We start from the raw sequence: 7454 nt of genomic DNA on the forward strand, positions 1-7454 counted from the left end.
CCGCGCAGCGTGCCGTTTCGAACGCTACCCGTTCAGCCGGAATACCGACCCCCGATGCGTGTGTCGACTTCCAGACCGCTGGTGTCGTCGTGGATCTGTGGCGGGTCCAGCTTCGACATCTCGCTCTTCGAAGCCGCGGCCGGGGCGGAGGGCATAGCGGCTGCGTCGTCCCGGCTCCTGGATGCGTGCGGTGTTGCTCGTTCCAAAAACCGGAGCAGTTCGACGGGGAACGGAAGCACCAGGGTGGAGTTCTTCTCCGCGGCGACCTCGACAACGGTTTCCAGCAGCCGCAACTGAAGCGCGGCCGGGTGCACGGCCATCACCTCGGCCGCTTGGGCCAGTTTTTCAGACGCCTGCAGTTCACCGTCGGCGGTGATAACCCGAGCCCGCCGCTCACGCTCCGCCTCGGCTTGGCGCGCGATCGACCGCTTCATCGAATCCGGCAGTGCTACATCCTTAATTTCCACGCGGTCGATGTGCACACCCCATCCCACTGCCGGGCTGTCGATCATCAACTCCAGGCCCTGATTGAGACCCTCGCGGTTGCAGAGCAGGTCGTCCAGGTCGCTTTTGCCGATGATCGAACGCAGCGATGTCTGCGCGACCTGGCCAATAGCGGACACATAGTCCTGTATGCCGACAACCACACGCACCGGGTCCGCAACATTGAAATAGATGACAGCATCCACACGCACGGTCACGTTGTCGCGGGTGATGCCATCCTGGGCGGGCACCGGCATCGTGATGATCTGCATGTTCACCTTCTCGAGGCGATCGGCGATTGGAATCAGCAGCGTGAGCCCCGGCCCACGGACCCCGGTTTGCACCCGTCCGAAACGAAAGATGACGCCTCGTTCGAATTGCTTGACGACGCGAACGGTTGTTCCCAGCCAAAGCACGCCAAGGCCGAACGCTGCGGCCAGTGCGTAAAGGATGATCATTATGTCCTCCACTTCCGCCCGGGCAAGACCCCTCGGTACTTCTCGGCGGGTCCGGGCGACTTACAGCCGATGAAACGTCGACACCCCTCTAGTATGGACCGATCACTCGAGACATGCTCGGACCCGATCCGCTCGGCGATCACCGTGGCCGGCATCCTCGGCCAAGCCTGCAGCAGTTCTCGAACCTGCGGCTCCACGGCGTCAACCCGCGAACCCCGGCGCGGTCGTTGATACTTCGGCGGCCCGGCGGCCTCCAACGCTCGTCGCACGGTATTGCGGCCCACCCCGATCACCCGGGCGATCGCCCTTGATCGGCAGTCCCTCCGACCGACGCAACCGGCGGATCTCAGCCCAATCCTCCACTGACATCACTCCCTCAGCGTCAACGGAGGGGTCCGTTTTCACCCGACGCTCAAGGTCCAGTTTTCAGCCGTCGCCGACATTTGAGCTGACCGAGAAGACGACACAATTCGTGCGCAGCCCATCTAAAACTGGCGAAGATCGTTGACACCTGGTCTCAGGTCACTTAGGGAAATCGGGCGGGCGGCGCTGGTGGCACCATGGCCGGGGACAAGGTCATGATCACGCTGGCGCCCAAGGCCCTGAAGCTGGCCTGACGGATATGCGCGATCGAGGAGGAATGGGATGGAAACCTGGGATGCGATTAGTGCCCGGCGCAATGTACGGCAGTACAAGCCCGAGCCGGTGTCCGAAGCCGACCTGAACCGTATCGCCGAGGCCGGATGGCGGGCGCCGTCGGCGAAAAACCGCCAAGCCTGGGACTTCGTGATTGTCACCGACCGGCACCAGCTCGAGGAGCTTTCCACCGTCTGGCAAGGCGCCGGTCACATCGCGGGAGCCGCGGCCGCGATCGCCTTTGTCCTGCCAGTACCGCCAAGTGAACGCAGGAAGGTGACCGACCAATACGACGTGGGTCAGGCCACGATGGCGATGATGATCGCGGCCACCGACCTGGGGATCGGCACCGGCCACTCGTCGGTGGGGGATCAGGACAAAGCCCGCGCCATCCTGGGCGTTCCCGACGGTTACGAGGTGGCCTACCTGCTCGGTATCGGCTATCCCGCTGATCGGCCGCTCAAGCCCATCCGCAAACCAAACCGTCGCCCGTTCGACGAGGTCGTGCATCACGGACACTGGTGAGCACACGCCGCCATACGAGAGCGCAAGGGCGACAACGGAATTATCGGATCGCTCAGGCGGGGTGAGCGGCGAAGAACTGCCAGATGAGCTGGGTGGCGTTGAGCGCGTGCGACGTCGGGTCCGCTCCCTCGAGGGCGGTGCTACCGCCGGGCCACCCGTGCCGGCCGCCGTCGATGGTGATCAACACGACGCTGCGATTGTCGGCGCACGCGGCGGTCGATGTGGTGACCGGGGCGTTGGTGGTGACATCGGGTGAGCCGCACTGGTCGGCGTTGCGCCAGAACGCGTTGACGTCAGCGATCGATGGCCCGTCAACGAAGCTCGCGCCCTGCCCACCGTTGTAGGGGACCAGCCGGTCGGCGGTGCCGTGGATGTGGATCACCGATGTCGGGTGCGGCGCGGCGCAGGCGTCGAGCTGGGTGGCCGAGTCAGGACCGATGGCGGCGAAGATGCCGCTGTTGCAGGCCAGCGCGTAGCTCATGATGCCCCCGTTGCTCATCCCGGTGGCATAAACCCGCGACTTGTCGATCGCCACGGCGGCGCTGATCTGACCGACCATCGCGGTGATAAAGCCGACGTCGTCGATGTTCTCGCGGGCGGGCCGGCCACAGCAGCCGTGCCCATTCCATGCCCGCTCGACGCCGTCCGGGTAGGCGACGACGAACTTCGCCGAATCGGCCAATGGATCCCAGCCATAAGAGTTTTCAGCTTGCTCGCCGTTGCCGGTCACCCCGTGCAGCATGACCACAAGCGGTGCCGCCGCCGCCAGGCCCGCCGGTTGGTAGACCCGGTAGCTGCGGTTCAGCCCGCCAAACGCCATGGTGTGCACGCTTGTGCCGTCCGGGAATCCTGTTTCCGTCCGAGCCGCGGCAGAACACCCCGATAGGGCGAGCAGCACGCCGAGCAGCGCGGTAAGCCGAACGAGCATGCATCAAACGTACGGGTTGTGAGCGTGATGCGCCGGAGACTTGTCACCGCGACCAAGCCGGGCTGAATCACACGCAAACGTCGAGCCAACACCCGGGAACCTGTTCGTTGCCGCGGCGATGCTCGCCATTGTCTGGCCACCTGAGCGCCTACTCTAAATCGGATGTCCCGCTGATCGCGCGCTGATCCCGATCCGCCAACCCAATCGGCGACCGTTCTCCGAGGTCGTCCATCACGGACACTGGTAAGACTCACGCCGCCGCACGAGATCGTAACGGCGACAACCGAATCGACGGGTCGCTCAGGCAGGGTGGGTGGCGAAGAACTGCCAGATGGTCTGCGTGGCGTTGAGCGCGTGCGATGTCTGGCTCGTTCGTTCCAGGAAGGTGGTACCGCCGGGCCACTGGTGTCGGCCGCCGGCGATGATGATCAACTCCACGCTGCGGTTGTCGCCGCACGCGACCGTCGATGTGGTGATCGGGGCGTTGGTGGTGATATCGGGTGGGCCACACTGGTCGACTTTGCGCCAGAACGCGTTGACGTCAGGTATCGATGGCCCGTTGACGGTGCTCGCGCCCTGCCCGCCGGTGTAGGGGACCAGTCGGTCGGAGGTGCCGTGGATGTGGATCACCGACGTCGGGTGCGGTGCGGTGCAGGCGTCGAGCATGGTGGCCGAGTCCGGGCCGATGGCCGCGAAGATGCCGCTGTTGCAGGCCAATGCGTAGCTCATGATGCCGCCGTTGCTGATTCCGGTGGCATACACGCGCGACTTGTCGATCGGCAGGTCGGCGCTGATCTGCCCGACCATCGTGGTGATGAAGCCGACGTCGTCGATATTCTCCCGCTCGGCCTTGCCGCAGCAGCCATGCCCATTCCATGTCGCCCCGACGCCGTCGGGGTAGGCGACGACGAACTTCGCCGAGTCGGCCAATGGATCCCAGCCGTAATCGCTTTCGGCTTGCTCGCCGTCGCCGAACGCGCCGTGCAGCATGACCACCAGCGGTGCCGGCCCCGCCAGGCCCGCCGGTTTGTGGACCCGGTAGCTGCGGTCCAGCCCGCCGAAGGCCATGGTGTGCACGCTGGTGCCGTCCGGGAATCCCGTTTCGACCCGATGCGCGGCAGAACACCCCGACAGGGCAAGCAACACGCTCAGCAGTGCGGTCAGCCGAACGAGCATGCATAGAACCTACGGGTTGCGTGCGTGATGCGACGGAAACTGATCATCGCGACTAACCCGCCTGAATCACACGCAAACGTCGGGCCAACATGCGGGAACCTGCGCGTTGCCGCGGCGAGGCTCGTCATCTTCTGCTCACCTGGTCGCCTACACTTTGAGATCCGATGAAACTGAGCAACCCTCTGCGGCATCCCCCCGGGGTACCGCGCGTCGAAAAGCCGCGCGCCGAAGGCCAATTCCACCTTGCCGACGGTCGCCGGCTTGGCTACGCCGAGTTCGGTGACCCCTCCGGCCCGGTAGTGCTGTGGTTTCACGGCACATTGGGAGCCCGGCGGCAATTCCCGATGCTTGGGCGGCGTGCCGCCGAGCGGCTCGGCCTGCGGGTCATCGTCATTGAGCGGCCGGGGACCGGGCTCTCCGATGCTCACCGCTACGGCGCGGTGACCGACTGGGTCCCCGACATGGCGCAGGTGGCCGACGCACTCGACGCCGAGCGGCTAGGCGTCGTCGGCCTGTCCGGCGGGGGTCCGTATGCCTTGGCCTGCGGCGCGCTGGCCCCGATGGTCGCTCGGGTGGCCGCCGTAGGCATCCTCGACGGCACCGTCCCGGCGGCCGGCCCCGAGGCCATCGGTGGCGGCGTCACCGACACCGCCCGCCGCTATCGCGTCGTGCTCACCCAGCTGCGCCGGCTGTTGGCGGTACTCAGTACCTTGCTGCTGGCGCCGCTTATCCCCTTCGCGCATTACGCCTACCGGGGCTACGCCCGGATGTGGCCCGAGGGCGACCGACGGGTGCTCGACGATCCCGAGGTCGAGGCGATCTTCGTCGACGACATGGTCAATGCCTTCCGGGGCCGCTGCCTGGCCATGGTCGACGATGCCCGTCTGTTGGGGCGGGACTGGGGTTTTCGGTTGGTCGACGTGAAGGTGCCGGTGCGGTGGTGGCACGGCGACACCGACCACGTGGTTCCCATCGCCGGCGTCGAAGCGGCCGTCTCGCGCCTGCAAGACGCCGAGCTCGTCGTGCGTTCGGGTGAGAGTCACCTCGGCGGCTTCGCCAAGATCGACGAGGTCCTCGAGTACATGCGCTCACAGCTCTGAGCCGCAACGGCTTTCGCCGTTTCTTGACCGACTGCATTTCCTCCGCGGTCACGCCAGTTCCCGCCTATCTGTTGTTGCTCAAGCGCGCTTCGGCCTACGCTGCCATCGGGGGTGGCCGCAATACGGAGAGAACAATGTCCCCAACAATTCGCGCATCGGTCGTATTCGTTGCATGCGCGGCGGTGGTCGCGCTCGCGCCACCAGCCGTCGCTGACCCGGGCGATCAAATCCCCGGTAATGGTGTCTTCATCGTCGGACCTGACATCGCACCGGGCCTTTATCACACGGGCGGGACGGCGTCGGCCTGGGGGGTTTGGATCAACAATATCCCGACCCAGGGCGAAATGTGCTCGTGGTTTACCTACAGCACACCTGACGCGAACAAGGACCATGTAGTCCAGGCGAATCAATCTATGGGTCCGATGTACGCGAATATCAACACGACGATCAAGGCCTTCGAGTCGCAGAACTGTCAACCCTGGACGCGGGTCCCATAAGCACGTCAATCTCCGGCCCGGGGAATAATCCGGACTGCAGTCCGGTTAGGCAGGTGGTACCGGTTAGCCCGACTCAAAGGAGAATCCGCATGACCGCAGCCGTTGGTACGAAAGAACTCAGCGCCGGGACCTGGGCGATCGACCTCATCCACTCCTCGATCAACTTCTCGGTGCGCCATCTGATGGTCGGCAAGATTTACGGCAGATTCGACCAGTTCAGCGGCGCAATCACCATCGCCGAAGACGGCACGCCATCCGTCCGCGCCGAGGTCGACGTGAACTCCATCGACACCGGCAACGAGCAGCGTGAGGCGCATATCAAGGCCCCCGATTTCTTCGACGTCAGCCACTTTCCAACCGCGACGTTCGTATCGACTGCGGTGCGCGCGGACGGGGACGACTATGTGCTCGACGGCGATTTCACCCTCAAGGGCGTCACAGCGCCGGTCACCATGACACTGGTGTTCAACGGCGTCAACCCCGGCATGGGACGTGGCGAAGTCGCCGGCTTCGATGCCTCGGTTGTGCTGAGCCGCAAGGACTTCGGAGTCGGCGCCGAGTTGCCGCTCGATGGCGGTGGCACCATGGTCGGGGACAAGGTCACGATCACGCTGGCGATTGAGGCCCTCAAGCAGGCCTGACTTGCCCGCTGCCAAGCGGCCGCGACGCTTCACTTCTCTTGGCGAAAGTCGCTCGAAGGTGGGCAATTCGCATAGTGGTTCTGCCGCGTGACTGGTGGGACGGAGGTGAACCCGATCAGCGCGCTTCGGCTTCACGTGCTGCCCGACAATAGCCGGGGCTTGCGGATCGGGCGCATTGAGTCGTGATTGACAGCGGTCGAGACGGTCTCAATACTCCACCAATACGACTGTCGGCCATCAGCGATGTGAGGCTGACTGGTCGGGGCGCAATGGAGGTCGGCCGTGATCGATTTTGGACTATCCGGCAAGCGCGCCGTTGTGTCGGGTGCGGGCTACATCCCGGAGCGCGCGGGCCATGGATGGTTCACGTCGTTGGCCCTTGCTGAGGCGGGCGCCTCGGTGGCCTGTATCGATATCGACAAGCAGCGCGCGAATCGCATTGTCGGCGAGATCGTCGGCAGGGGAGGTGATGCCATCCCGATTGTCGCCGATATGACCGACCCTGCGCAGGTCAGTCGGGCGATCGACGAAGCCGTCGCAGCTCTGGGCGGTGTTGATGTCTGCGTCGACATTATCGGCGGTGCGACCTGGTCGAAGGTCGAGGACTTCACCACCCAAATGTGGGACTTAGCGATCCATTACAACCTGAATCAGGTGTTCTACCTTTTTCAAGCCGTGGCAAGGCGCATGATCGCCCAGCGCAGCGGTGGATCGTTGGTCGCACTCGCCTCGGTCGACGGCATTGCGGCGGCGACCTACCATGCGGCCTACGGCGCCGCCAAGGCCGGCGTCATCTCGCTGGTCAAAACCTTCGCAGACGAACTGGGGAGGTACGGTATTCGCGCTAACGCCGTCGCGCCAGGCAATGTGGGCTCCGGCAACGAGGACCAGCCGCCACACGAGTACGCCGTCAATGGAATTAATCCGCTGGCCGCGCCCCGCGCCCATGATGTCGCCAACGCCGCGTTGTTCCTCTCCTCTGAGCTGGCTGCCCGCATCACCGGTCAGAC

8 protein-coding genes and 2 pseudogenes are annotated in these 7454 nt (G+C 64.7%); 6 read left to right on the top strand and 4 right to left on the bottom strand.

Annotated features, from left to right (window positions below):
- Positions 1 to 32: 32 nt before the first annotated feature.
- On the bottom strand, positions 33 to 941 hold the full coding sequence (locus tag ACLQI9_RS17755) for an SPFH domain-containing protein (RefSeq protein ID WP_442377166.1): 909 nt from the start codon (positions 939 to 941) through the stop codon (positions 33 to 35).
- A 122-nt stretch (positions 942 to 1063) separates the two neighbouring features.
- Positions 1064 to 1313: pseudogene (locus tag ACLQI9_RS17760) on the bottom strand (helix-turn-helix domain-containing protein); the annotation flags it as partial.
- A gap of 273 nt (positions 1314 to 1586) precedes the next feature.
- Between ACLQI9_RS17760 and ACLQI9_RS17765 the strand changes: the two are divergent.
- Positions 1587 to 2102 (top strand): nitroreductase family protein, encoded by a 516-nt coding sequence (locus tag ACLQI9_RS17765; RefSeq protein WP_442391978.1) that lies wholly within the window; start codon positions 1587 to 1589, stop codon positions 2100 to 2102.
- A 52-nt stretch (positions 2103 to 2154) separates the two neighbouring features.
- On the opposite strand, the gene ACLQI9_RS17770 is transcribed toward ACLQI9_RS17765, so the two are convergent.
- Entirely contained in the window at positions 2155 to 3030 is an 876-nt protein-coding gene (locus ACLQI9_RS17770; protein WP_442377163.1) for an extracellular catalytic domain type 1 short-chain-length polyhydroxyalkanoate depolymerase, read from the bottom strand.
- A 157-nt stretch (positions 3031 to 3187) separates the two neighbouring features.
- Here ACLQI9_RS17770 and ACLQI9_RS17775 point away from each other — a divergent pair.
- A pseudogene (locus ACLQI9_RS17775) lies at positions 3188 to 3277 on the top strand (nitroreductase family protein); the annotation flags it as partial.
- 53 nt (positions 3278 to 3330) lie between these two features.
- Here ACLQI9_RS17775 and ACLQI9_RS17780 read toward each other — a convergent pair.
- Positions 3331 to 4206, bottom strand: a complete 876-nt coding sequence (locus ACLQI9_RS17780; RefSeq protein ID WP_442377162.1) for an extracellular catalytic domain type 1 short-chain-length polyhydroxyalkanoate depolymerase — start codon at positions 4204 to 4206, stop codon at positions 3331 to 3333.
- Between the two features lie 164 nt (positions 4207 to 4370).
- Here ACLQI9_RS17780 and ACLQI9_RS17785 point away from each other — a divergent pair, with 164 nt between their 5' ends.
- The 4 genes from ACLQI9_RS17785 to ACLQI9_RS17800 all read left to right on the top strand — a co-directional run.
- Positions 4371 to 5306 (top strand): alpha/beta fold hydrolase, encoded by a 936-nt coding sequence (locus tag ACLQI9_RS17785; protein ID WP_442377160.1) that lies wholly within the window; start codon positions 4371 to 4373, stop codon positions 5304 to 5306.
- 134 nt (positions 5307 to 5440) lie between these two features.
- On the top strand, positions 5441 to 5803 hold the full coding sequence (locus ACLQI9_RS17790) for a hypothetical protein (protein WP_442377198.1): 363 nt from the start codon (positions 5441 to 5443) through the stop codon (positions 5801 to 5803).
- An 89-nt stretch (positions 5804 to 5892) separates the two neighbouring features.
- Positions 5893 to 6444, top strand: a complete 552-nt coding sequence (locus tag ACLQI9_RS17795; RefSeq protein ID WP_442377158.1) for a YceI family protein — start codon at positions 5893 to 5895, stop codon at positions 6442 to 6444.
- Positions 6445 to 6726: 282 nt separating this feature from the next.
- A partial coding sequence (locus ACLQI9_RS17800) for an SDR family NAD(P)-dependent oxidoreductase (protein WP_442391979.1) occupies positions 6727 to 7454 on the top strand: 728 nt, incomplete at its 3' end.

The organism is Mycobacterium sp. (assembly GCF_052143115.1).
Lineage (GTDB): Bacteria > Actinomycetota > Actinomycetes > Mycobacteriales > Mycobacteriaceae > Mycobacterium.

Coding starts and splice junctions, on each gene's coding strand:
- ACLQI9_RS17765 (WP_442391978.1), top strand. CDS start 1,587: ATGGAAACCTGGGATGCGATTAGTGCCCGGCGCAATGTACGGCAGTAC.
- ACLQI9_RS17780 (WP_442377162.1), bottom strand. CDS start 4,206: ATGCTCGTTCGGCTGACCGCACTGCTGAGCGTGTTGCTTGCCCTGTCG.
- ACLQI9_RS17755 (WP_442377166.1), bottom strand. CDS start 941: ATGATCATCCTTTACGCACTGGCCGCAGCGTTCGGCCTTGGCGTGCTT.
- ACLQI9_RS17785 (WP_442377160.1), top strand. CDS start 4,371: ATGAAACTGAGCAACCCTCTGCGGCATCCCCCCGGGGTACCGCGCGTC.
- ACLQI9_RS17770 (WP_442377163.1), bottom strand. CDS start 3,030: ATGCTCGTTCGGCTTACCGCGCTGCTCGGCGTGCTGCTCGCCCTATCG.
- ACLQI9_RS17790 (WP_442377198.1), top strand. CDS start 5,441: ATGTCCCCAACAATTCGCGCATCGGTCGTATTCGTTGCATGCGCGGCG.
- ACLQI9_RS17795 (WP_442377158.1), top strand. CDS start 5,893: ATGACCGCAGCCGTTGGTACGAAAGAACTCAGCGCCGGGACCTGGGCG.